At 58.6% G+C, this 21,535-nt stretch carries 29 protein-coding genes and 1 pseudogene; 7 read left to right on the forward strand and 23 right to left on the reverse strand.

The annotated features are described in order from the left end of the window. Positions 1 to 316: 316 nt before the first annotated feature. The 22 genes and pseudogenes from PSH87_RS18265 to PSH87_RS18370 all read right to left on the reverse strand — a co-directional run bounded on the left by PSH87_RS18265 (position 317) and on the right by PSH87_RS18370 (position 17,293). A pseudogene (locus tag PSH87_RS18265) lies at positions 317 to 3,887 on the reverse strand (phage tail protein). A gap of 58 nt (positions 3,888 to 3,945) precedes the next feature. Beyond that, positions 3,946 to 4,539, reverse strand: coding sequence for a tail assembly protein (locus PSH87_RS18270; protein WP_305430557.1), 594 nt, complete (start codon positions 4,537 to 4,539; stop codon positions 3,946 to 3,948). A gap of 58 nt (positions 4,540 to 4,597) precedes the next feature. After that, entirely contained in the window at positions 4,598 to 4,942 is a 345-nt protein-coding gene (locus PSH87_RS18275; protein WP_305430558.1) for a hypothetical protein, read from the reverse strand. A gap of 33 nt (positions 4,943 to 4,975) precedes the next feature. Next, positions 4,976 to 5,731, reverse strand: a complete 756-nt coding sequence (locus PSH87_RS18280) for a C40 family peptidase (protein ID WP_305430559.1) — start codon at positions 5,729 to 5,731, stop codon at positions 4,976 to 4,978. Between the two features lie 2 nt (positions 5,732 to 5,733). Next, complete coding sequence (locus PSH87_RS18285) at positions 5,734 to 6,483, reverse strand: phage minor tail protein L (protein ID WP_305430560.1); 750 nt, start codon at positions 6,481 to 6,483, stop codon at positions 5,734 to 5,736. An 8-nt stretch (positions 6,484 to 6,491) separates the two neighbouring features. Then, positions 6,492 to 6,830 (reverse strand): phage tail protein, encoded by a 339-nt coding sequence (locus PSH87_RS18290; protein ID WP_305430561.1) that lies wholly within the window; start codon positions 6,828 to 6,830, stop codon positions 6,492 to 6,494. Next, complete coding sequence (locus PSH87_RS18295) at positions 6,820 to 8,013, reverse strand: phage portal protein (protein ID WP_305430562.1); 1,194 nt, start codon at positions 8,011 to 8,013, stop codon at positions 6,820 to 6,822. The genes PSH87_RS18290 and PSH87_RS18295 overlap by 11 nt, the downstream gene beginning before the upstream one ends. Further along, positions 8,006 to 8,170 carry a hypothetical protein gene (locus PSH87_RS18300; protein WP_167345845.1) on the reverse strand — a complete coding sequence of 55 codons (165 nt, stop codon included), beginning with the start codon at positions 8,168 to 8,170 and terminating at the stop codon, positions 8,006 to 8,008. The genes PSH87_RS18295 and PSH87_RS18300 overlap by 8 nt, the downstream gene beginning before the upstream one ends. Positions 8,171 to 8,177: 7 nt before the next feature. Then, the gene (locus PSH87_RS18305; protein ID WP_169912461.1) at positions 8,178 to 9,935 is read right to left on the reverse strand and encodes a terminase large subunit; all 1,758 of its coding nucleotides are present in this window, start codon (positions 9,933 to 9,935) and stop codon (positions 8,178 to 8,180) included. A gap of 33 nt (positions 9,936 to 9,968) precedes the next feature. After that, positions 9,969 to 10,391 (reverse strand): hypothetical protein, encoded by a 423-nt coding sequence (locus PSH87_RS18310; protein ID WP_064450968.1) that lies wholly within the window; start codon positions 10,389 to 10,391, stop codon positions 9,969 to 9,971. 202 nt (positions 10,392 to 10,593) lie between these two features. Further along, positions 10,594 to 10,926: an HNH endonuclease gene (locus PSH87_RS18315; protein ID WP_305430567.1), complete on the reverse strand. Its 333-nt coding sequence runs from the start codon at positions 10,924 to 10,926 to the stop codon at positions 10,594 to 10,596. Positions 10,927 to 11,077: 151 nt separating this feature from the next. Then, positions 11,078 to 11,401 carry a phage holin, lambda family gene (locus PSH87_RS18320; RefSeq protein ID WP_221294105.1) on the reverse strand — a complete coding sequence of 108 codons (324 nt, stop codon included), beginning with the start codon at positions 11,399 to 11,401 and terminating at the stop codon, positions 11,078 to 11,080. Between the two features lie 213 nt (positions 11,402 to 11,614). Beyond that, the gene (locus tag PSH87_RS18325) at positions 11,615 to 11,968 is read right to left on the reverse strand and encodes an antiterminator Q family protein (RefSeq protein ID WP_305430571.1); all 354 of its coding nucleotides are present in this window, start codon (positions 11,966 to 11,968) and stop codon (positions 11,615 to 11,617) included. A 3-nt stretch (positions 11,969 to 11,971) separates the two neighbouring features. Further along, positions 11,972 to 12,292: a hypothetical protein gene (locus PSH87_RS18330; protein WP_305430573.1), complete on the reverse strand. Its 321-nt coding sequence runs from the start codon at positions 12,290 to 12,292 to the stop codon at positions 11,972 to 11,974. Then, a complete protein-coding gene (locus PSH87_RS18335) occupies positions 12,289 to 12,492 on the reverse strand; it encodes a hypothetical protein (protein WP_305430575.1) in 204 nt (67 codons plus the stop codon). The genes PSH87_RS18330 and PSH87_RS18335 overlap by 4 nt, the downstream gene beginning before the upstream one ends. A gap of 2 nt (positions 12,493 to 12,494) precedes the next feature. After that, positions 12,495 to 13,790: a site-specific integrase gene (locus PSH87_RS18340; protein ID WP_069553748.1), complete on the reverse strand. Its 1,296-nt coding sequence runs from the start codon at positions 13,788 to 13,790 to the stop codon at positions 12,495 to 12,497. Continuing rightward, positions 13,787 to 14,095: a DUF1364 domain-containing protein gene (locus PSH87_RS18345; RefSeq protein WP_305430577.1), complete on the reverse strand. Its 309-nt coding sequence runs from the start codon at positions 14,093 to 14,095 to the stop codon at positions 13,787 to 13,789. Before PSH87_RS18345 ends, PSH87_RS18340 begins: the two co-directional genes overlap by 4 nt. 198 nt (positions 14,096 to 14,293) lie before the next feature. Then, positions 14,294 to 14,983 (reverse strand): replication protein P, encoded by a 690-nt coding sequence (locus PSH87_RS18350; RefSeq protein WP_069553745.1) that lies wholly within the window; start codon positions 14,981 to 14,983, stop codon positions 14,294 to 14,296. Continuing rightward, the gene (locus PSH87_RS18355; RefSeq protein WP_069553755.1) at positions 14,980 to 15,741 is read right to left on the reverse strand and encodes a helix-turn-helix domain-containing protein; all 762 of its coding nucleotides are present in this window, start codon (positions 15,739 to 15,741) and stop codon (positions 14,980 to 14,982) included. Before PSH87_RS18355 ends, PSH87_RS18350 begins: the two co-directional genes overlap by 4 nt. A gap of 11 nt (positions 15,742 to 15,752) precedes the next feature. Further along, a complete protein-coding gene (locus PSH87_RS18360; protein ID WP_305430578.1) occupies positions 15,753 to 16,496 on the reverse strand; it encodes a phage antirepressor KilAC domain-containing protein in 744 nt (247 codons plus the stop codon). Between the two features lie 70 nt (positions 16,497 to 16,566). After that, positions 16,567 to 16,989, reverse strand: coding sequence for a phage regulatory CII family protein (locus tag PSH87_RS18365; RefSeq protein WP_069553754.1), 423 nt, complete (start codon positions 16,987 to 16,989; stop codon positions 16,567 to 16,569). An 88-nt stretch (positions 16,990 to 17,077) separates the two neighbouring features. Beyond that, positions 17,078 to 17,293: a YdaS family helix-turn-helix protein gene (locus tag PSH87_RS18370; protein ID WP_069553753.1), complete on the reverse strand. Its 216-nt coding sequence runs from the start codon at positions 17,291 to 17,293 to the stop codon at positions 17,078 to 17,080. 87 nt (positions 17,294 to 17,380) lie between these two features. Here PSH87_RS18370 and PSH87_RS18375 point away from each other — a divergent pair, with 87 nt between their 5' ends. The 7 genes from PSH87_RS18375 (at position 17,381) to PSH87_RS18405 (ending at position 20,847) form a co-directional block, all read left to right on the forward strand. Then, complete coding sequence (locus PSH87_RS18375) at positions 17,381 to 18,034, forward strand: LexA family transcriptional regulator (RefSeq protein WP_069553743.1); 654 nt, start codon at positions 17,381 to 17,383, stop codon at positions 18,032 to 18,034. 156 nt (positions 18,035 to 18,190) lie between these two features. Beyond that, entirely contained in the window at positions 18,191 to 18,442 is a 252-nt protein-coding gene (locus PSH87_RS18380; RefSeq protein WP_069553742.1) for a DUF1654 domain-containing protein, read from the forward strand. A gap of 371 nt (positions 18,443 to 18,813) precedes the next feature. After that, positions 18,814 to 19,251: a tellurite resistance TerB family protein gene (locus tag PSH87_RS18385; protein WP_122822414.1), complete on the forward strand. Its 438-nt coding sequence runs from the start codon at positions 18,814 to 18,816 to the stop codon at positions 19,249 to 19,251. Positions 19,252 to 19,253: 2 nt separating this feature from the next. Further along, entirely contained in the window at positions 19,254 to 19,418 is a 165-nt protein-coding gene (locus tag PSH87_RS18390; RefSeq protein WP_305430583.1) for a hypothetical protein, read from the forward strand. 494 nt (positions 19,419 to 19,912) lie between these two features. Further along, a complete protein-coding gene (locus PSH87_RS18395) occupies positions 19,913 to 20,089 on the forward strand; it encodes a hypothetical protein (protein ID WP_305430585.1) in 177 nt (58 codons plus the stop codon). Continuing rightward, positions 20,086 to 20,400 carry a hypothetical protein gene (locus tag PSH87_RS18400; protein WP_305430586.1) on the forward strand — a complete coding sequence of 105 codons (315 nt, stop codon included), beginning with the start codon at positions 20,086 to 20,088 and terminating at the stop codon, positions 20,398 to 20,400. Before PSH87_RS18395 ends, PSH87_RS18400 begins: the two co-directional genes overlap by 4 nt. Positions 20,401 to 20,481: 81 nt before the next feature. Further along, positions 20,482 to 20,847: a hypothetical protein gene (locus tag PSH87_RS18405; RefSeq protein WP_305430587.1), complete on the forward strand. Its 366-nt coding sequence runs from the start codon at positions 20,482 to 20,484 to the stop codon at positions 20,845 to 20,847. 144 nt (positions 20,848 to 20,991) lie between these two features. Here PSH87_RS18405 and PSH87_RS18410 read toward each other — a convergent pair whose 3' ends face one another. Beyond that, complete coding sequence (locus PSH87_RS18410) at positions 20,992 to 21,489, reverse strand: hypothetical protein (protein WP_305430588.1); 498 nt, start codon at positions 21,487 to 21,489, stop codon at positions 20,992 to 20,994. Between the last annotated feature and the right edge of the window lie 46 nt (positions 21,490 to 21,535).

The following is a 21,535-nucleotide window of genomic DNA, read 5'->3' on the forward strand; positions in this document are numbered from 1 at the left end:
AGAAGCCTTTGAGGGCTCAACCCAATCGGGCCCGTGGAAGTAGCTGGGTTTCCAAAGTAGATCGTCACCCCTCCCGCACCAACAACGGGCGTGTATTGAATGGCATAGTTGCTTTGCCCCGAAGTGTCATAAGCCGCGACCGGAATGCAAACAGCCGAGTGGGTCGATGGGTCAATGCCGGGGATGGACACATACCGAGTCCTCCCTGGTGCCGGAATGCCAGCTTGAACGATCTCTGAATACACAACCCGGACAGTAAACGAGTTTTCATCCAGCTCAAGGAGGCCGGTCGGCCCCCACACCCTCATGCCAAAGTTCACGCAGAAAGATCCCCCCACTGGTAGCGCTTGACGTCATTGTCGTCGTAAACCTTGCCGCCACGGTTGTTGATGGTCTGACGCCCGCCCGCGCCTACAGTGCTGTTCAGCTCGAACTCACCGGTGACGAAGTTGATCATCAGCCCGGTTTTCCCCGGAACGTAGTTCGCCGACTGGATGCTCTGGGTCAGCTTTGCAACGCCAATCGACGCGTCCTGGATGAACGCCGAACGCATGAACACCTGGCCGTTCTGCACAGTGAACGGGGTGAACACCTGCCCGCCGGCCAATGTGGTGACAATGGAAAAACGATCCGCGCTCACCAGGAACGTGCTTTGAAGCACGCCATCGACGTTCTCAATGCCAAGCCCGATCCCAGCCATCACGTACTGCCCGTTCTGGTTGAGCTGCATCTTCACGGACCACATCGTCGAGAGCTTGCCCTCGGCGTCGGCCTGGGCCTTGCTCACAGTCTGGATATCCGCCGAGTTCCCTTCGAGCTTCACGCCGACTTGCTGAATGGCCTGGGCGGTCACCTGCCGATCCGTGACCACTACGCGCTCCAGATTGGTCACGGTACCGGCAACTTCGCCCACAGAAGCGGTGAGCTCGGTCTGGCGCTGCACAGTGGCCGCGTATTGCGAGGTGCGCACCGTCACTTCCTGCGCGAAGCTCGCCGTGGCGTTGTAACCCCCGATCGCGTCCGCCAGGTCGCCTTCCCCATTGTCATCCCGGGAAGCCGCCTGCAACGTCTGTAGGCTGGACGCCTGTGCTGTGACCACACCGTTCAGCTCGGTGATGCTGGTGGTGTTGGTCGCAACCTGGCGCGCCAGGCCATTGGCCGTGACCACAGCCTGGCCCACGTCCTGCCAGTAGATGGCATTCGGCGGAGGCTTGTTCGCAGGTACCGGGTCTATGGCCTGGTAGATCCGCTTGCCGACCACCACCAGGTCATCTACCAAGTAGGTCAACTTGGGCTCGTAGACAGCCAGGCCGTCGAGCGCATCGATCTGCGCCTGCAAGCCAGGGATTTTGTCGATCTCGGTAATAATGTCCTTGCCGAACTCAGTCCTGCCGACCTGGCCGGGCGATCAACTCCAGCACCGGCGCCGCGTCTGCGCTGGCCATTCCCATCACACCATTGACGACAGGATAGAACGGGCCGACGTTGCCGCTCCGATCCACCAGGCGCGCCCAGAAGAAGAACTGCGCACCAGCCTTGAGAGCCTGCATGCGGTAATTCGCCTGAGGGTAGGCCAAGTCGGAAAGCTTGGTGGCCGCCGACAGGTTGTTGGCCGGTCCGTACCACAGCTCGGTGCGCTGGGTGTCCTCCGCGCCGGGCGGGAAAGCCCAACGGATGCCGATGCCGAATAGTTCGCTGGTGGTGGTCAGCGACGCCACCGCCGGCGGCAGGCCCTCTTTTCCCTTCAGGCTAGTCAGCAGCGAGTTACGCCAGGTCGAAGCGATATCGAAGGCGCTCACCGCACGCACGCGTGCCATATACGCACCCGCGTAGATGCCGACAACATCCACATTGGTCATGCCCGTGCGCAGCACCTTGATCCAGTTGCCGCTGTCCTTGCGCCACTCCACGTCATAACTGACCGCGCCGTCTACAGGCGGCCAGCTGATGGTCATGGTGGCCACCGCCAGGCCCTGGGCCACCGAAGAGGTTGCAGCTAGCGCGACACTTGCCGGAGCAGGCACAACGGTAATTGGAATCACGCTGATCGGACGGTCTTCCAGGCGGGCGCCAGTGTCAATGTGTTCGAACTTGCTGGGCTCAAACTGTAAAGCACTGATCTCGTAATCACCTTCGGTCGTGCGCTTGGTGCGCAACACTCGATACAGGGGGATTGCCAAGTCATCTGCGTCGAGCGCCCATTGCAGCTGCGCAATTGGTGGCTCGCTGTACGCGACCGTGACCGTTACGGCGCGGCCGTTGACGCTCTGCACTGTGCGGCCCTCGGCACGGCCGCCCGGCAGGTTGATGATCAACCGATCACCGGCCTTGGCCTGGGCATCACGATCAATCGTGACTACGCGCCCAGTAGCCGAAGAGATGCGCCCGCCGACCTCACGCCCAGCAAGTAACGAATCCGCTACCGGGATGATATGCCCAGGCAGCGGAATCACGCCCTCCATGCCAGTTTTGAATGACACGGTTCGATCCTGGTTGTTGCTCAGGACCGCCCATTTACCGCGGCGCTGCGCTTCGGAAGCGCGGGTGCAACCAATAGCGCTCAGCTCGGTCGGACGGTCGCCGTAGCGCCGTTGTAAATCCAGGTCCGAAAACGGGATAACGTCGGTGTCGTAGTTGTTTGCCGGATTGTCGTAGCTCACCAGCGCCCGAGTGTAGCGAGTCTTGGCCGAGGCGCTGCCATACGAAAATTTGCCGTCGATCACGTTGGATCGGGTGAAGACGTAGTCAAAGTCCTGCGCACGCGGCATGTCGGCCTGCATCACCAACTGGCCCTGGGCCCAGTAGGTCATGCCCCGGTAAATTGCCGAAATGTCGCGCAACAGCGACCAGGCGTCAGCCTTGCCTTGCAGGTTCATATCGCACAGAAAACGGGGCTCGGTGGCGCCCTTCCCGTCCGGTACCAGTTGGTCGCAGTACTGGGCAATCCGGTACAGCTCCCACTTGTCGACCATAAACGACTTGATGCGCTTGCCCAGGCCGAACCGGTCCTCCGTGCAAATCCCGTATGTGATCCAGGCCGGGTTGTTCGTCCACGCCGACTTCATGGTGCCATCCCATATGCCGGTGTAAGTGCGCTGAATGGGGTCGTAATTGCTAGGAACCATCCAGCGGCGAGCCTTGCACTTCGCGGTGACGACAGGAATGTTGGTGAACTGCTCGGCATCAAACTCAATGTAGAGCAACGCCGTGTTCGGATATCGCAGCTTTGCGTCAATTACCTCTGTGATGCCAGCAATCAGCATAGTGTCAGCGATCTTGTTGCTATTTTGGTTTGGCGTGAGGCGGCGCACGCGGATCAGCCAGCCCGTAGTGGCCTGAGGCAAATCAACACGCCGAGAACGCTCATATCGCGTGGTGGTCTTGCCGTCTACGGCATCAGGGTAGACCTGCTGATATGCGCCACCGTCTGTGGCCAAGTCAATCGCGTAATCAATGCGGTACCCCACCACATTGCCTTCGTCATCCTGACGCTGCAGGGCTGGCCACGCGAAGCGCATACGTACGGCAGACAGCTGCGTATTGGTGATCGAACGAATCCACGGTGCATCACTTCGCAACTCCACGTTGAGCGAGGTTTCGTTTTCCACGGCAGGGATGCCTGGGATATAGGTCTGATCGACAGACCCAGGACGCCAATCCCACGTCACATTCGGGAAGTTGTAGTTACCGCTTGCATCTCGGATTGGTGTGCCGTCTAACTTGATCGTGTAATCGGTAGGAGCCTCATCGAATTCCCCCTCGCCCATGGCAATCAAGATTTTGGCAACGTTAGTAGAGCGCAGGCTGTCGCTAGCTTCGGTAGGCGACTTGGGCTTGCTGGTGCCACCTTTCTCGCCATGGATATCGATCTGTGCCGCTGCGCCCATACTTTCCTCCAGGCATAAAAAAACCGCCTATCGGGCGGTTGATGTGTTGCTGTGATTGTTAGGTTTTGTCCTCGGCATAAATCGAGGCTGAGATAATCATCCCGCCCCAGTCCCGCTCCCCTATGCAGATAGGGACGGGGTTGCCGCTGGCGGTGGTGTTCTTTGCGCTGCCGAATGCGTAGGAGGGTAGGTTCTCAGGGGAGGCGCTCTGCTTCAGTCCGGATGCCTGCGGGCTGAGCATCTGAATTACCCCACCGAGCGCCAATGATGCGCCAAGCGACTGCCCCCACCCCTGCATACCGGGAATGAAGAAGGAGGCGACGAAAATCACGGCCCCGATTATGGTTTGCAGCAGCCCTGCGCGTTTACTGCCGCCTACAACAGGGACAATGCGCAGTTCATTGACTCCACCAAGACTGAAATCATCCACACCAACATTTTTTCTGTTCCGGAAGATTGCGAATCGCATGCCGAGCAGATCCAGTCGCCTAACTTCTTCGGTGAACCCCGGTATCGTAGCCTTCAGTGCGGCGAAGGCCTCTTGCACACTGCCACCATCCAAAAGGCGTCGATGAAGCCGACCAAAACGCGCGGCCAAAGGTCCGGACAGCTTAATTGATGTCATCGGTGAGTAATGCGCAACTGTGGACATGCCTTTTCTCCGGACAATAAAAAAGCCGCCAAACGGCGGCCGGTTTCAAATAAATTACTTAGAGACAGGTCTTAACGGCACCTTCGATAGCGCTGCGGCCCACTCCAGGCATCCAGGCCACACGCTGATAGAAGACAACCGAACTGCCGCCAGATGTTTTCCTTACTTCGAGCAACTCATCGGTCAATTGCATCGCTCCAATCACCAATCTATAGCCGTTCTCAGTTTCCGACATGACCGCCTCAGAGCGGGCGTCCTGCCATTTTGGGAAAACACAAAGAGCGTATTGCCTTGGGGTCTTGCTGGTATTGCCCGTGGTGGTTGGGGTGTTATTTTTAAGGTCGCTTGGCGAGACGCAGCCAGCTAATAGCGCTACCGCCAGCGTTCCAATGATCAGTTTCATGCGGTTCACTCCTGTGGAAAGGCGATCACCTTATCACTGCGCGTCGCAGTGACGCAGCACCAGACGGGTGCGCTCAAGCCAAGGACCGCCGAATACGATTACCTCAGATGGTCGCCCATACAAATGATGCAGTAGAAACGGGCCTGGGCCGAACACACCTGTATCTTCGCCAGGTAGAACTGGATCGGTGCCCAGATAGATGCCTGCATGATTCGGGTGAGCGGTCCGCCCCACCTCCATTACGATCATGTCACCGCGCTGAGGCTTGTCGACACGGATGAAGCCGGCGGCCTCGTAGTTCGCCTCATACAAGCTGGTGTTGTCCTTGCTCTCCCACCAGCCATCCGCGCGTTTGAAGTTTTCGAACCCCAGACCCCACTCACGCTGATACCAGTCCGCACAGACTTGCCAGCAGTCCCAAGCGCCGTGCACGAACGGGCGGTTGAGCAATGGAGTGCCACCAGATGGCGTGATGGTGCGCAGATCGCCCTCAGGCCAGCTGACAATGTGCCAGGGTAGCGATGTAGCCTCACACATCGCCAAGTCGCGCGGCGATGCCCTGCTGGTGGCGTCGGGATGCGAATGAACGATGCCGACCACCTCGCCAGCGTCTTCAGCAGCGGCGTACTCCTCCGGAGCGATGCGAAACTCTTCGTTCGGCTCGGTGGCAGTGTTGCGGCACGGGAAATACTTCTGCGCCCTTCCCACGGCCAGCACCAAGCCACAGCATTCCTTTGGGTACTCGGCCGCAGCATGCGTATGGATCGCGTTCAAAATGTGTTTGCGCATGGTCAGCTCCTCGCGATCAAGCTCACAGCCGGAAATCCACCGTAGGGGTAGGCGTTACCTTCACCAAAGCGCGGAATGCAGCCTCGACCCAGCGTAGCGTCACACTGGTCGAGCTCAGGGTTGTCTGTGAGGTTGCCGTCCTTGTCACGGTAAGGGCCTGTGTAGCCGCAGTTTGGGCCGCGATAGCCACCGGTGAGGCACCAGTGACAAAGCGTCGTGGCTTGCCGGCCGATTGACTCGCCGCCCACGTCGCCCGGACTGGCCAGCTCCCAGCTGACTGTTTCACCGTCCTCATTCGTCTTCTGGTCGATGTACCAGATTTCGATTGTCTCCTGGGTCGGGTCGGAGGCCGGATTGCCGTCCGGAAAATTCTCGGCATCGAGATAGCTGCCCAGGGTGTGGCGCATGGTGAGCTTGAAATCGGCGAGATCCTGAAACGCCAAGCAAAGCGCGGTGATGCGCCCATTGACGTTGCTGACCGAGAGCGTCGGGCGGACAGCGGTGCCGTCCCCGTTCGCCTCGATGCCGTCGATCTGCATGGGCCAGGCGCTATATTCCTCGCCCTGCCAATAAATGGCCTTGGCCGGCAGTTGGTCCGCGTCAGCGCCGGCGGCGATCAATTCCGCAGCCGTGTACGGGATCGCATGCCCGTGGAAGCGCAGAACATCGGCGCCAAACTCGGTTCCGTCCAACTCAAAGAGCAGTACTTCACTGCCAGGTTCAAGAACCTGGATATCACTGATCAGTGGCATGTTTGCCCCTACGGAAGAAAGGATTGGGTGAAGGTGGTGGTCAGGGTGAACATGCCGGCTCCGTTCGGGGTGATCGAGGGCGCGCTACCACGGAAAAACGAGAGCTCCCCCAGTGGCGGCGTCCAGAAGAAAGACTTGTGCCCAGCGTGACGATCAAGAAAACCCTTGATTTGCAGGGCTACCGCCTCCTTCACCACGAAAGTAAGCGGCCAGGAATCAATCCGATTGTTCGGGCCATCTCCGACAACCTGCTCGTATCCGCTCCCGAACTTCGAAGACCGATTCCTGTATTCCGCCAGGCTGGTGGCCGAGATCATCGGGCACCAGCCAAAGGTTTCAACGGCCATTCACAAGTCTCCAAATTTGCCCGCCAGGCTGAGTTTCCTTGGCAATTTCAGCTTGAGCACCGCGGCGAGCCACATCGGCATATGCCTGGCCGAGCGCCTCAGAGTCGCGCTGAGAAGTGCCGCCTTCAGCGCCTTGAACCGCAAAGGACTGGTGGATAATGCTTTGCTCGATCCGCTTCATCCAAGGCAGCAGGGTAAAACTCAGGAAGCCGATCATTTGCTGCTCCATCCCCGTCCCCCAGCTGGTGCTGTTGGACGTGTGCCCCACCATCCAAGGCGGAACGCGGAACCACCGACAGATCTCTTCGACGTTGAAGGCTCGGGTTTGCAGCATTTGCGCATCCTCAGGCGTCATGGACACCTGCTGATACTTCATGCCCGCTTCCAGCACCATCGTCTTGCCGGAGTTAACGGCGCCGGCGAATTTTGCGGCCATGTCCTCGCGAATATCGTTGCGCTGCTCAGGCTTCAAGATCTGGTCAGTGGACAAGACTCCGCCCAGCTTCATGCCGTTGGCAAACATCTTGCTCGCCGACTCATCGGCAGCCATGGCAGCGCCGAACACGTTACGACCCATTGCCAGCGGACTCAGCCCACTCATTGGGTCGGTGCCGAACCCACGGGTATGCATCATTTGCTCATCGAGCAGCGTGTGCGGTTTTCCCTCGCTGTCGATGAACCGATACTCAATGGCGCCACTACTGGTGCGTCGCGGCGCCGATACCGCCTGGGGCAGCAGGAACTCCAGGGAAGAAAGCTCACCGCCTACCAGGTGCGGCTCGTTAAAGCTGTTGCCGGCCAAAAGCAGGCTGGCCACCACGCACTCCCAGAACTCGACGGGCGTTTGATCGGCATTCGGCTGGATGCTGATTACGCGGTGCACAGGGTGCGATGAGGCCACAACCGGGACGCCATCTTTGTCCTCGTAAAGCGCAATCGGCAGGGTGGCCAAGGTTTCAGCGATCAGGCGCACGCACGCCCAGACTGTGGACAGCTGAAGTGCCGTTTGCTGGCTTACTGTTTTGCCCGATGCAGAGTCGGTGCCGTAGTAACCGTTCCAGAAGGACGCATCGCCCAGGCCAATACGCCTTCCAACCCAGCCGGCGAGTGAGGACTTCACGAATCCAGGCTCGGCAGACTTGAAAAGGGCCTGGCGCAGGACTGATTTGATAGGTTTATTCACCAGTCAGCCCCTTGCGGATGAATCCGGCAGCGGCCAAGAAGCCAGAGCCAGCAGCGATAAGCGACCATCCGAGCCCGGCGAGCACAAAAACACCCGCCACCAGCAGGCCAAGCGCGACGATGGCGACCACTAAAAAAAGGATCAGGCCGTTATCCATGGTTCGTTTATCCAATGATGATCGGGTTTGAGAAAAAGTCGGACAGGTCCTGGCTCTGCACATCGGCGCCTGAAACCCCTATCGCCATCAACAGCGCAGCGAGGTCGTCGATTTTGTCGGCGGAGCGCTTCTTGTCTGGTGCCATGTTCATGTTGTCGTCGCGCCTGGCGATCAGGTTGGAAGCGCACCAGTTGAGGATCATGTCTCCGCCGTGGGCCAGGTTCCCGGCGATGTAAGCGCGCTCCAGCGCCTGCATGGCCGGGTGATACGACTTGGGCCCCTGGATGAACTCAATCATCGGCAGTTCAGCGGCCACCAAACGGTTAACCAGGTCGCTTGCGTTCCACTTGTCGTAGGCAATTGCCTGGACATTGAAACGGGCGCAAACCTCTTTAACGTCGGCCTCGATCACGGCGTAGTCCGTGACGTCACCCTCGGTCTGTTTAAGCAGGCCAGATTCGACCCATGACGCGTATGGGACGGTACCGCGCTCGGTACGGAAAGCGACCGCGCTCTCCGGCGCCCACCGCCAACCGTAGGTGTAGAGCACGCCATCGACATTCCACACCAGGCGGAACGATGTAAGGTCGGTGGTCGATGCCAGATCTAGGCCGCCCCAGCACGGGTACGCCGATAGCCAATCAAGATCGACCTCTCCATCGCACCGCTGCCACTTGTTGAGGTCGACCCAGCCGTCGGCTGTAGATGCCGGACGGTTCAGTCGCTTAATTCGAAACTCTGCCATTTTCGATGGCATTTGCTTGGCTTCTACCGACTCCTTGCGGATGGCCGCCATCAAGTGCGGGTTCACATCCATCAAAGGGTTGGCTTTGATCCAGCAGGTCTCGTCGAACTCTTGGTCAGCCTTTATGCCGAGCGACTTGTCTTCGTCATCAACGGCGTAGAACACCACCAGGAAGTGATCGGCTGTGTGCCCGAACAGGCCAGACAGCAGTTTCTTGGCGAACATCCTGATTTCAGCCCAGGGCCCCGGGTTCGTGTATCCCTCGGTAGTCGTGTACAGCCAGAGCGGGTTTCCGCGCGCGCCGGCGGCAGAAGTCAAAACGTTGAGCAGATCCGCAGTTTTATGCGCGTGGATCTCGTCAAGGCCAACATGTGACGGGTTCAGGCCGTCCTGTGTGGAAGCCTTTGCATGAATCGGCTTAAAACTCGCCCCTGTCTCCACGCGTGTGATGGACTTGGCCCAGACTTCCAGACCGAAGTACTCGCGCAGATCGGCATTCTTTTCAACCATGCGCTTTGCAGCGTTGAAGATGATTGCGGCCTGGCCGAAGGTCGTGGCCGCGCTGACAATCTGGGCGCCCTCTTCCGGCTCGCAGCATTCGCAATACAGAAGAATGGCCGACGACAACGTGCTCTTGGCATTCTTCCGCGCCACGGCAAAGAGCGCAGAGGTGAACCGCCGGGGATGGAACATCCCATCATCACCCCAGCCCTCGGTATATACCGCCTGGCGTTTGCGAAACCCGAACAGCTGCACCACAAAGAAGATGTGCGAAGGGTGCATGACGATAGTGGGTTTTTCCCACTTGCCTTCGACGTGGTGCAGCTTCTCGATGAAGTCGCATGGGTCGTTCGCGTGCCATGGGTCAAAGAGAAACGGGCAGTCCTTCTTTTTTGCCCGCTTCAGGTCATCAAGAAATCGCTTCGATGCTTCGCGGATCAGGCGTCCGTGCTTCTTCCTTTTTTTGTCAGCTACCGCAGCCTTGGCGTAGTCGGTCGCGATCTTGACGAAATCACGCATTCCCACTCCAGACTGGACAGCCAGATCATTCGATTATTTGGCACCCTGCTTGCGGCCGTTTCCGGCGAATGCGTTGCCCTTCGGTTTTTCGGAACCAGAGGACACCTTCCGGCGACTGGCCGGAGTCATGCCGAACTCTGAAAACAATGCTTTGAGCGCGGTAGTTTCCGCCGCGGTTGACTCCATGTCGGCCTTGGCTTTTTTCCGGAAGCATTGCCAGGCGAAGCAAAGTTGCTCGAGCGAATATAGGTCTACGACTTGCAGCACCCTTGCGCTGACAAGCTGGCGACCAAGCGATCGCCACATTTCCGAGCCGTCGACATTCAGATGCTGAGGTGGATCTGGGAAGTCGGCGACCAGGTCGAACTCTGGCGCGTCAGCTTCCTCGCGATCCGGGCGAGTTGTACCGGCCAGAACCTTGAGGTGCGGGGCCGTTGGCTTCCGTCCTCGGGTCATTTGTGGTCCTTCAATTTTGAAAAGCTAATTTTGACGGTGCGAAAAAACGGCTCGGGCGCGGTCTAGAAGCGAAAAGCCCCAGACTATTGACCCGCCCCCACCCATTGAGCCTGCCTATTTGCTCCATTTCGGTGCATTCTGATGGGATTTCCTCTCATTTACGCCTGACGACAGCTGCGTACAGGCCCATGTGAGCGGTACATCAGCTGCGCCTGGCATTGCCGAACCCACCGTCTTCCTTGGCCGTCTTGGCTGAGTGGCATGGGTGACACAGGCCCTGCCAGTTGGCCCGATCCCAGAACAGACCCATGTCGCTGCGGTGCGGAACGATATGATCAACGTCAGTGGCCACCACCACGCGCCCTTGCTCTTGGCAGTGGACGCACAGCGGGTGCTTGGCCAGGTATCCCTTACTCGACTGTTGCCAGCGGTATGTGTAGCCGCGCTCGTTGCTGGTGCCTCGCTGTTGCTCAGGCGTGGTGTGCTTGGGTGTGGCGGGTGAGGCGGGCTTGTGTCGCTGCGGCCTGACCGGCATGTCGCTCACTCGTTGGTAGGCTCGCTCTTAGCGGGCTGATGGGTTGGCGGTTCAGTTGGTTGAGCGGCGGGCACCAGGCCTGCACGCTCTGCTGCGATCCTCAGCCACTTGATCGCCCTGGCTCGGCGTGCGGCGCAAGCGCTACAAGCCATCAGCCTTCGACCTTCCGCGTGGCGGCCTTGTCGTAGTAACCACGCACCTTCTCGACCCCAAGGAATCCAACAGCACCACCGGCGAAGGTGGCCATGCTTTGTGGCAAGCCCATCCATTCGAGAAGCGGGACCAGAGACAAAGTAACCAGGCCGCAGAGCGCACCCTCCAGATACATCTGGCGCCGCGTGCCACCGCCGTACATCACGCGCAGCACAGCGATGCCGACCGATAGGCCAGCTGCGTAGAGTTGAGGTTGATGCATCACCAGCCAGGCAATTACTGCGGCCCACAGACCAGGATCCTTTTCAGGCATGTTCGGCATCTCAGGTTCCTCCCTTTCGGGGAGTGGATAGATCCGGCTCCAGCAGCACTCCCAGCTCGGAGCAATGGGTGTGGTGGAGCCGAAAACGAAAAAGCCCCGGCAAATGCCGAGGCTCAAGGAAGTGTAGAAAGCAAAAAGCCCGACTCTAGGGTCGGGCTTTGCTCGCGGAAAAACCGCAAAGTAACTGAAATCTATATGCAGGGACCGGGGCTGTCAAGCAGCCTGACGACGAACATCTAAAGCGCCGTCAATCCAGGCGAGGCCAGCCTTCCACAGGCCGCGCGTCTTCTCTTCACCGAAGCCCATCTTCTTGCCGACCTCCATCAACGAGCTGTCGCGGGTGGTGTAGTACTTCATCAGCACCTGGCCACATTCGGGGTAGCGCTTGAGCAGGCGACCCATTAAGCCATCGATCATCAGCGCATCGTCGTCGGTGATCATCGGCGACAGGATAGTGTTCTCGCGGGAGGCGCAGCACGACACACTGGAGCCCAGGACAACCCAGCGGCCCCAATGCTCCAGCAGATCCTCGGCGGTGCGTTCTTTAAAGCTCGGTGTGAAGGCCATGGCTCAATCCCCTGTGAAGTTGGTGGCACCTGGGCCACGGCGGTTGTTGTCGTTGTACTGGGCGTCCGGGCCGAACACCGGGTCCGGGCGCTTCAACTGATCAATCTGCTGTTCTGCTGCCTGGAGACGAATGCTCAACTGCGTCACCAGCACTTCCAGCGGCAGCGCCTCACCGGTTTCGGCGGTGACCCAGCCCGAGGCGCTGCACTGCACGCAGGCCAGCTCATGGAATACGCCACTGATCACTGCCCGACCACGGCATGCCGGGCATTTGTCCAGGTCGAGCTGAGCGGCGCGGAACGCAGGGCCGTGCGACTTCTTCATTTGGCCTCCAGCAGTCGCCTATGGGTTTCGTAAACATCGTCCCCGTTCGGCAAATTAGGTTCGTGATGTACGCGGTACTTGTCGCCACCCTGCATGCGCACCTCAAGGATCGGATCGTGATTCACGGTGTAGATGAAGATGGCGCTGATATCGGCCGGGTTCACGGCGAGTCGGGTGCGCTTTAGAATCTGAATCAGCATTTTTAAACCTCGCCCTTAACAAATTGCGGATCAGGCTCGCAGGCGCCGCCGTTCAAGGCGTCTACGAGGTTTTGCGAATCTTCATATCTAACGCCTGTCTGCGCGTGAATCGCCTTGAAGCCACGCCCATCTAACCAGTTGTGCCACTTCACCAGGGCGAGGCGGCGCTGTTCTTTGGCCTGGGTGTTGATGTAGGTGGAGGCGATCTTGCCAAGCGAGTGGTTGAGCAGCATCTCGCCGATGTGGCCGTCGACGCCGAGGTCTGTCCAGGCTGTGCGGGCCACCTTGCGCAGGTCGTGGCTTGTCCAGGCGCCCTGCCCCAGCCGAGTGAAGACAGCACTGGCCTGGTGATCGCTCAGTGGCTTGCCACGGCGTGATGGGAACAGGAAAGCCCCTTCGTATCCCTGGGCGGCCTGTCGATCACGGTAGCGGGCCAGCAACGCGCAGACCTGGTCAGTCAATGGCACGCGCAACTCGGTCTTGGTCTTGGTGTGCTCTGCCGGCAAGAACCACTCACGTTCAGCCAGCGCGATGTCTGCCCAGCGTGATTGCCGCGTCTCACCGATACGGGTGCCGTGGCACAGCATCATCAGGGCCAGCATGGCGTCACCTGGCGCGCTATCAAAACGCTCAGCCAGCAGCGTCACTAGGTCCTGCACATGAACATCACGAAGGCGTGCAGGCTTGGGCATGATGCGCGCCGCGGTGAAGTTGCCAAACTTCAACTCGGCCATCGGGTTCGAGGGGATCAGGTCGAGCTTGCGGGCCTGCCGGAACGCCACGGCGAGCAGCCTGTACAGCTGCTGGACGTAAGACAGCGACAGTTCCGCCTGGGCTGGCCACATCAGCAGCTTGTCCAGGGTCTGCGCATTCACATCGCCGATCAGCAGATCATCCAGTCGCGGCTTGAGCTGGCAGCTGATGGCCGACTTGATCGCCGCCCGGCGCTTCTCCGAAAGCGCCTTGGACTTGGCCATGCGGGAGCCGTACCAGTCGAGCAGCTCACCCACGGTCACCCAGCCCGAAACACTGGCAGCGCCGTCGGCAGCCACGCGCAGACGCACCGCAGGCAACGCCGCGATTACCTGCTTGGTGTTGAGGTCAGGAAAGGCGCCGAGCCGGTGCCATTGGCGCTTGTTGAGCAAGTACCAGGAGCCACGGGTGCGATTCTTTGCGAAGCGGAAGTGCAACGCCGGATGGCTCGCGTCGCGCAGGTCGCGCACATGCTCAAGCTTGGCGTTACGGACGATCTCGGCATCCGACAGTTTCACCGTCAGGGTTTTGATTTGGGTGCTCAAGCGATCACCTTTCCTTCTTTGATCAAAATGGCCTGAGTCCGCAGAACGGCCTCGGCGTGATAGAGGCGGATCTCGTCGTAACTCATGCCCAGGGTGTTTCGGTTGGTGCGGCCATCGCTCAGGCTGTGGCAGTACTCGCACGCCCAGGCCCCGATCAGGTCTGGTGGCTTCATGCCCGTTCCGCAAATCCCCGCCAGGCGGTAATGGGCCAACACCACCGTTTCGGTATCGCCTGGGCAGCCCGGCAGACGGACCTGGCAGTCTTGACCGCGCGCGGCCTTGGTCAGCTTGGTCTGGCGGGTCATGGGGCAACCCTCTGGGATGTACGCAAATCAATCACTTGGTACGTCTCAGGCCACATCCCGCAGCCGTATCGAGCAGCCATGTTGCGGTCAGCGAAAAGCGCCATGGCGTGGTCAGGAGTGCCGCCAAGGTCGAACTTGAACGAGCAGCAAAAGACCGCGTATGGGTACAGGTGAGGCTCGGGCGTTGCCAGGAGACGATCAGCCACGGGAACCTCCGGCGCGGCATGCGCGCAGTTCGGCCAGGGCCCTATTGCCAACATCGGGGGTGATTTTTGGTTTAGGCGCAGCAAGCTCGGCAACCGGAACGGGCTCAAGACTCTCGCCCTGCCAAATTCGACGGCATTGGTTTAGGTACTGCTTTTCAAAGCTCGCCAGACCCAGTTCACGGGAGAGCAACGGCAGACTATGGAAGCCGGCGGCAGCAGTTGCGTGGTAGACGGCTGGGTGATACCACTTCGAACAGTTGCGCATTGCTGGGTGGCAATTGCGGAGCGCCTGAGCGTAAGCAGACTCGACGCTCGGAAGGCCCAAGCCTTCAGGTGCAAAGCACCAGCTGACAAAAACGCCAGGGGCCGGCACAAAAGCTGACTTGCTCGCACTCACTACCCTCATGCCGTGGTCGATCTGCTCCATACGGCTGATGCCTGAGCGCATGAACTCGCCAAGCCACTCAAGCTTAGAGGCGTTCATGACGGCCTCGGTGGGCCAGGACTGTCGCCAGGCGCCGCATGCCCCACGCAACCGAAGGAACAGGTCGTCAATAACCGCCCGGGTTGAAGGATCAACTGTGACCACAGCTAGAGATTGTTCGGGACCCTGATAGGTCGGATCTGACCGGCGGCGAGCAACCAACTCCCCCACAGCGACAGGCTTGCCTGCTCGATTCACAGTCGTACTCCTTTCGATGACCAGTCATCAACGCCCGAGCCTTCTTCGGTGCTCGCTGTGCCGGAGGCCTGGGCGCGCTCTCGCTTGATCCAACCTGCCAACTTGAAACACCAGCCACCGGAGGTATCGAGAACGGTTGTTTTGGCGACGAAGAACCCCTTGAAGCCGGATAGCAGATCTGGCGTAAGGGCATCAGCGGGAAGTCCGGCGATTTTCAGCTGGGTTTGCAGCGCCTGCATTGGGGGCTCGAACGCGGCAAACATCGCGAACCGCTGGCGGTCGTCTTGCGCCTCCAGAGCCTGGCGATCCTGCTCAGAAATCAACTCAGCAATTTCGCGCTGCTGCTGCTCTTCGGTTCCTTGATGGTTAAGTGATGGATTGGGTGCAGTGGCTGCACCCCGTTCTGTCGTAGGCTGCACCCCGTTCTGTTCAAGGCTGCACCCCGTTGCATCAGTGCGGGGTGCAGCTACTGCACCCCGCTTGAGCATCAGGTCGTACACAACTGGCCGTCGGTCATGGCGATCGATGTACACGGCAGCTAAGGCCTGATTACCACGAACAATCAGGCCTACCTCTTCCAGCAAGTCGAGCTTGATGCGGACGGTTCGCTCGGACAAACCAGTGTCATCAGTCAGGGTCTTGGCTGACGGGAAGGCGCCAACACCATTCGAGCTTGCGTAGTTGGCCAGGCACAGCAGCACATGGCGTGCGCTTGAGTCTTTGAGGGTTTGAACGGGCAGAGAGAGCGCCCAGGACATTGCTTGAACGCTCACAGCGAGTTTCCTTGGATTTGTTCGGCAAGAGTGGTGATGCCTTTGCGGGTGACCATGACCTGCTCGACTACCTTGAGGTCTTCTTCGGCGCCCTCCCCCACCTTGACCAGCTTGTGCTCAAGCAGGCCGGCGGTGAGACGGGGCTGATACGCAGACCAGGCCGAGAACGCCGCACGGCGATAGATCCAGCGGTTGTCGCTGAGCCACTTGAAGAGCTTTAGAGGACCCACACCGAGCTGCTTGGCGGCCGTGGTGATGCAGACAGAGCCGTGGGTGCCGGCCAGACGCGCAAGAGCCTGAACCTTCGGTGCCTGCTGTTGGATGACCTGCTGAAGCTGTTGATTTTGTTCAGCCTGGTCAGCCGCGAGGCGCAGCGCTTCGGAGAAGCTGGTAGGTACCTGGATTCGCCCGATCAGCGTGGACTCCAGCGCTTGCCAGCGATCCACCAACGCTGCGGTAAATTGAGGGCTGAGTTGGGCGACTACGACAAAGCTGTCGCGCTTTCCAATCAGGTAGTGCCGACCTGGCCGACCAAGGCTTGCGGGGTTTTCCTCAACTTGAGGAAAATCAATAACCCGATCCACCACCAAAGAATCGATCGTGCGCTTGACGTTGTCATGGCGCTTCCCGGTCAACTCGGCAATTTCTCGGGAAGACATTTTGTGTTGTGACACTTTTTCATCACTCGCAAAAAGTGTCGCGACACTAGGGGTATTGCCAGGGGTAGATGTCATGTTCATAATGGCCCCACTGTGTTTTACAAGTTGTTGAAAGAGCCGGGTTGCAGCCCGGCTTTTTTGTGCCTGCGATTCAGGCGACTTTTATTGATGCCTTCAGTTGCGCCAGCGCCTCCTCGGCGTGAGCGATCTCTTTCAAGATCCGGGCGCGCTCCACCTGATCAACACGACCATCAGCCATCGCGGCATGGGTCTCGACGGTGACTTCGGCGAACTCCAGCGTTGCGCGACCTAGGGCCTCATGAATGCCGAGGGCTGCAGGCTGGTCTTTTTTCAAGATCGAATAACCGAACTCGCCAGCCAATGCAGACAGCGGGCGCATGTCTTGCGTGTGCAGAAGCAGCGCGTACATGTGTTTCACGTTGAACCAGGCGCCGTCGTAGTTCGCGTTGGCGCGCTGAAGCAGGCTTACCGGTGGCATTCCCAGCAGAGTTGCCAGGCTCTTCGTATCAGCCTCTTCCACAACCATGTCGCAAGCGTTCAGAAAGTCCTGCATCCGTAAAACCTCGAAAATGTTTATGTGGCTGAGCGCCATCACGCGTTGCAAAATGTTTCCCAAGGACCGGAGCGACAGCGGAGTCGCTTCAGGCCACCATTTCGGCCCAAGGAAAAGCGGGGCAAAGGTCTTCTTTCTTGAACGACCCGCCGGTCAAATCTTCGGCCCGCTTGGCAATGACAGGAGACATCCCGTGCTTACCCCGGACCCAACCAGAAACTGTGCTTTGATCGACCTTGAGCTTCTCGGCGGTGACTTCTTGCGTCCCGAAGAAGGCAACGAGGTCTTTAAAGATGGTCTTCATGCTGCCCCTCCGTATGTGAATACCCATATCGTAGATCATGGGCATACCACTTTGCAACGGTATGGGTGCACCAGTAATAATCGGGGGATGGAATATAAAGAACGAATCAAAGCCGCTCGGCGCCACGCAGGCCTCACCCAAGCTCAGCTAGCGAAGGTTGTTGGCATCGACCAGGCATCTATTTCTGATCTCGAGCGAGGTAGATCCCAGCGATCGTCTTATAACGCCTCGATTGCGAAGGCGTGTGGCGTGTCGGCCATATGGATCGAGAGCGGTACTGGGCCGATGGTGTCCGCCGATGCGGAGCCGTCCAACGTGAAAGACGTTGTTCAGCCTGAGATGCTCTATCGATACCCCGTCATCAGCTGGGTCTCTGCTGGGTCTTGGGAGGAAGCAGTTCAGCCATACCCAGACGGTTTTTCTGACAGGTATGAGATCTCGGATTACGACTCAAAGGGCCCTGCATTCTGGCTCGAAGTCAAAGGCGACTCTATGACGGCGCCGACAGGCACCAGCGTACCCGAGGGGATGATGATCCTCGTGGACACGGAGGCGGACGTGAAGCCCGGCAAGCTTGTGATTGCCAAACTTCCAGCCAGTAACGAGGCGACGTTCAAGAAGCTCGTAGAAGACGGCGGCATACGGTATCTGAAGCCATTGAACCCAGCCTACAAAATGGTCGAGTGCGATGAGCAGTGCCGGATCATTGGCGTTGCGGTAAGGATGAGCGGGAAACTGTAGATCCTCTCTTGCCGAACCAGCAAATAAATGAGCCCGCAGATAGCGGGTTTTTTTTGGCCTCATAAAAGAAAGAGTACAAATGTACTCCTTCCGTATTGCCGTTTCCTTATGGATCAAATACTGTCTATCCATACAGTAACAACAAGGAAGAAGCGCATGAGTATCTGCACAACCAGCACTACCTTTACACCCAACTCCTACGAGCAGGTTGGCCGGCGGATTCAACGCATGGTCTCCGACCCCGGCGTGCAAAAGGTCCAAGCAGTCACCATCCTCAGGCGTGAAGATGAATCCCCTGATGCCTGGGATCAAGTTCTCCAGGAATTTGACGAGACTGACGGAATCACCGTCGAGCGCTTGGCCGAAGGTAGCGTAAGGATTAGCTGGAAGAGATACATCGACCTGTAAGCGGAGCCCGCACTTAGCGGGCTTTTTATCACCCAAGGGAAAATATATGGGCTTACCCATTGACACAGAATATGTGCACACCTATATTTTGCCCATGCCGACACATAACCGGCATCGCTCTTTAACAGTCAGCGCAACAAAAAAAAGACCGCATTGCCTCTACCGGCGACCGGCGAGCAGACAGGCCCGAAAGCCTGCCAACGACAGGGAAAACCTTGTACGGCTGCTCGATGGTGAAACGCCAGAACCGAGTGAATGACCCGGCATGCAATGCGCCCCGCCACTTCCGGCGGCAATTGGACGGACAGCATCACTGCTGCACCTTGGCGACAGGGTGCAGCGGGATGCAACCCAACCCAGAGGATTCACCCATGTTCGGCAAACTGTTTGGCAAGAAATCCGGCGAAGCGCGTCAGGCCCTGGCCGTGATGACCAACCGCGATCTTATGCAGGCTTCGGTTTATGGCGTTTTCTACGTCGCTTCCGCAGACGGCGATATCGAAAAGGAAGAGCTCGAAAAGATCGAGAAGCTGATCAACAACTCGGCAGCCCTGAAGGGGTTCGGCGCCGAGCTGAGCAACACCATTGATCGCGCCAAGGCCGACTTCAACGACGGCGGCCCGCGCATCATCCGTCAGAACGCCGAAAAGGAACTGAAGGACTTGGCTCACAGCGTCGACGACGCAGCGACCGTCCTGAACTTCATGCTCACCGTGGCCGAGGCCGACGGCGAGATCGAGCCCGCCGAGATGGTGGTGCTGGAGAAGGCCGCCAAGATCATGAACCTCAACCTGAAAGACTACCTGTAACCATGCTGGGCAGGATCAGCAACAAAGCGCGCTCCCTCGCGGCCTACGGGCTCGCCGGTGGCGTTGTCTTCGTCGACTCGGCGAGCCGCATCTTCTCAATGGTTGGCGACCTGGTACTGGTCGCTTTGCTGCTGGTGGTGCTGATGGCCGGAAAACAGAAACCGTAGGCATCACTTCTGCCCATTCACTGAGTGGGCAGCGGGATGCGGACGAACACCTGGCAATGCCGGCCACCTGTATCCACCCGTGCGACGGGTGAGCGTTGCGATAGTCGCGTCATAAAAAGCAGTGCGCCCAGTAGTTCGGAATTGCCGAACACCTGAATCTCACGCGGAGGATTGGCAGCCATGTAAACGCACAGATACCGGCGCAGCCAACCAGGCCCCGCTGGCTTGTCACGTACGGAGGCGTTTGTGACAGAACTGAAAGCCCGGTTTCGACTGGGCTTTTTTACGCCTCGCCTTTATCCGTCAGCACCCTCCCCTGCGCCCAACGGCAAACAGCAGGCGGTCAGGTTGCTGACGAATAAACGCAATCCCATACAGAGGGAACAGCCATGCAAACCGCAATGCATAACCCCAACGCCGCGCGCACCGCCCTCCGTATTCGGGCAAGCGTAGCCACCGCCGCACTCTACGTCATGCTTGGCAAGGAGCAGCCCGTGCAGAAGATTCGCTACCAGGTACAGACCAAGGGCAACGCGTACCACATCGTGGAGTTGTCCACCGGCAAGGTGAAGGGTTTCCGCTGGACTTGGAAGGAAGCCAGCAACTTTGCCCAGGCCCTGGAGTGCCGCGCCGATGGTGTGAAGGTGACGCTGTCGGGCGGTGCGCAATGATCGGCGAGCCAATGCCCAACCCGAAGGACTCGATCATCGCCAACCTGAACCAGCAACTGGATGCCTACTTCGGCGCCGGGAAGACGGTTCAGCAGGTCGCGTCTGGCGTGAGTGCAGAAGCGCCGTTCTTCGGTACCACCGCTCACCACGAAAAGCTGCGGGCCCAGCGCGACAAGCTGGCACCAGCCGTGCGCGCCGAAGCAGCCAAGGGCGTTATCGCCAGCGTGGCGGCAAAGAGCCTGGGCATGCACATCAAGCGCCTCAAGCTGATCGCCGAAGAGAACGGCTTCAAGTTCGCTGACACCCCATGAGGCGCATCAGCAAAATCACCGCCGCGCGGCGCAGGCCGACCTGGCTGCCCATTCCGGCAAGTGGAATCGAAGAGGTAGGCCATGGCCGAGGAAGAGCAACAGCCGACGACGGAAGCCCTGAAGCAGCGCCGCAAGCGCGAGAAGGCAGCAGAGAAGAACGCTGCATTGGGCGTCGAGAAGTTTACGGTTGAGGTGGCCGGCGTCTTCAAGGCCGACCTCAAGCGGCTGATGAAGCAGCACGGCTTCAACAATCAGCAGGAAGTGTTTCAGAACCTGCTGCGCAACCTGATCGCCGCCGACTTCGAAACGGCGGCGCACATGCTCAAGTGTGTCGCGACACCTTTTGTTGTTACCGAAAAGGTGTCACGAATCATCCGCGAAGCCGGCCTGAAGTCGCTCTCGGACGATCCGCCCGAGCCTGAAGACGAAATCGAAGCGCCCGGTTAAGCGCAGGATCAGCTGTCATCCTTTTTCAGAGGTTTGACTTGAGGCATTGGTGTTGTGTTTTTTATAGGTGGCAGTGCGTGATCGAAAGTCGGAACTCCCCTTGAATTGTCATTGCGGCCTTTCGGTTCTTTATCTTTGTTCATCTCAATTCACCGGATAGTAGTTATTGAAGTAACTTGCGCTTTTTTCTTCAGCTTTATCTAGTAGCTTGCTTTTGACAGGAATTGTTCCACCAGGAAAAGCAGCTTTCATAATCGCTGATTTCTTTCTGCGTAATTCCATTCGCTTATCGTGAACCTCCTTCCCTTTCAACAGCCCTTCAGAGACTTCATACCAACCCTGTTCTGCTTCCTCAGAAAGCAGGAAAAGCTCTATAGCGGCCACGCCAAGCGGCTTAATTCGCGCTCTGAATGGAAGGAACTGATGAACCACCGAAAGCACTTGGCTGGCAGCAATCACACCCCCCCAAAGCATCGCGGCGTTCTTCCAAATAGCCCAGGCTCCAATGCTAGCTGAGGACGTAATTGCGAGGAAAACGCTGATCAAGCGCTCTGAGTTTTCGCACTCTATTTGATAGAACTCAAGATAGTAGGCGTGAACTTTGAGCTCCTGCATCTCTTTCCAGTATTGGAATTGATACATCTTTTTTCCCTTCCGGCTCCATGCAGGTCCCCCGTAATACCCCAAC

The sequence above is a fragment of the Pseudomonas sp. FP453 genome (genome assembly GCF_030687495.1).
Classification (GTDB): Bacteria; Pseudomonadota; Gammaproteobacteria; order Pseudomonadales; family Pseudomonadaceae; genus Aquipseudomonas.